Origin of the sequence: Chryseomicrobium imtechense (genome assembly GCF_041475995.1) — a bacterium.
GTDB lineage: Bacteria > Bacillota > Bacilli > Bacillales_A > Planococcaceae > Chryseomicrobium > Chryseomicrobium aureum.
The window spans coordinates 1-781 of record NZ_JBGOBM010000037.1 but is presented as its reverse complement, the minus strand read 5'-3'; the positions used below and the strand labels follow the sequence as shown (position 1 = coordinate 781).

The following is a 781-nucleotide window of genomic DNA, read 5'->3' as shown; positions in this document are numbered from 1 at the left end:
ACACGGAAGTTAAGCTCTTCAGCGCCGATGGTAGTTGGGGGTCTCCCCCTGTGAGAGTAGGACGTCGCTGGGCAACAAAAAAGAAGGTCATCCCGTCAGGGGTGGCCTTTTTTGTGTGCGAAAAAGTAGACATAATCTTTTCCGGCGCCGACCCTCTCCAGTACGACCCATCCGTCCAAGACAAGACCTTCTTGTAGGAACGACTGCATCCAACTAACTCTACATCTAAAATAGTTTCCATAAAACGACTTCGGGTGTAGAAATCGGTTTACTTGCTGCAGAAAATAGGTCACTTGTTGTAGAAATCAAGTTACTTGCCTTAGAAAACACATTACTTGCTCCAGAATGCTCGCTCAGCCACAAAACCCTTACTAGTAAGACCTGAAATGTCAAAGAGATCTTTCTGGCAAGAGCCTGATTACAGAATGCGTTTCTAGGAAGACGTTAGATCTCCAAGTGTATTTCTAGTAAATACTGATCTGTCAGTGGTCGAACGCCAGTCTACAAAGTTTAAATAAGAATTTGAGAGTGATAACTTCTCAGTGGCAATCAATCCCGGAGTCCAGGTCGTCATTTCCCGGGTGTATTTCGCAATTGAAAAGTAAGCCACTTTCGCAATCATTAAGTAAGCCACTAAAAATTCTCTGTATCCTTGAAATGTACAAGTGGGCTTTATTTGGAGAAGTGAGCATGATAGCGTAGTAAAGGCGTGAAACTATGTGGCAAGCCTTTCACGAGAGATTCATGCTCACAGAGGCTCCATGTCAAGCCTATTAACACA

Annotated in this window: 1 rRNA gene; it reads left to right on the top strand. The window is 43.9% G+C overall.

Annotated elements, in window-relative coordinates:
- A 5S ribosomal RNA gene (gene rrf / locus AB5N96_RS13480) occupies positions 1-73 on the top strand; the annotation flags it as partial.
- Positions 74-781: the final 708 nt, after the last annotated feature.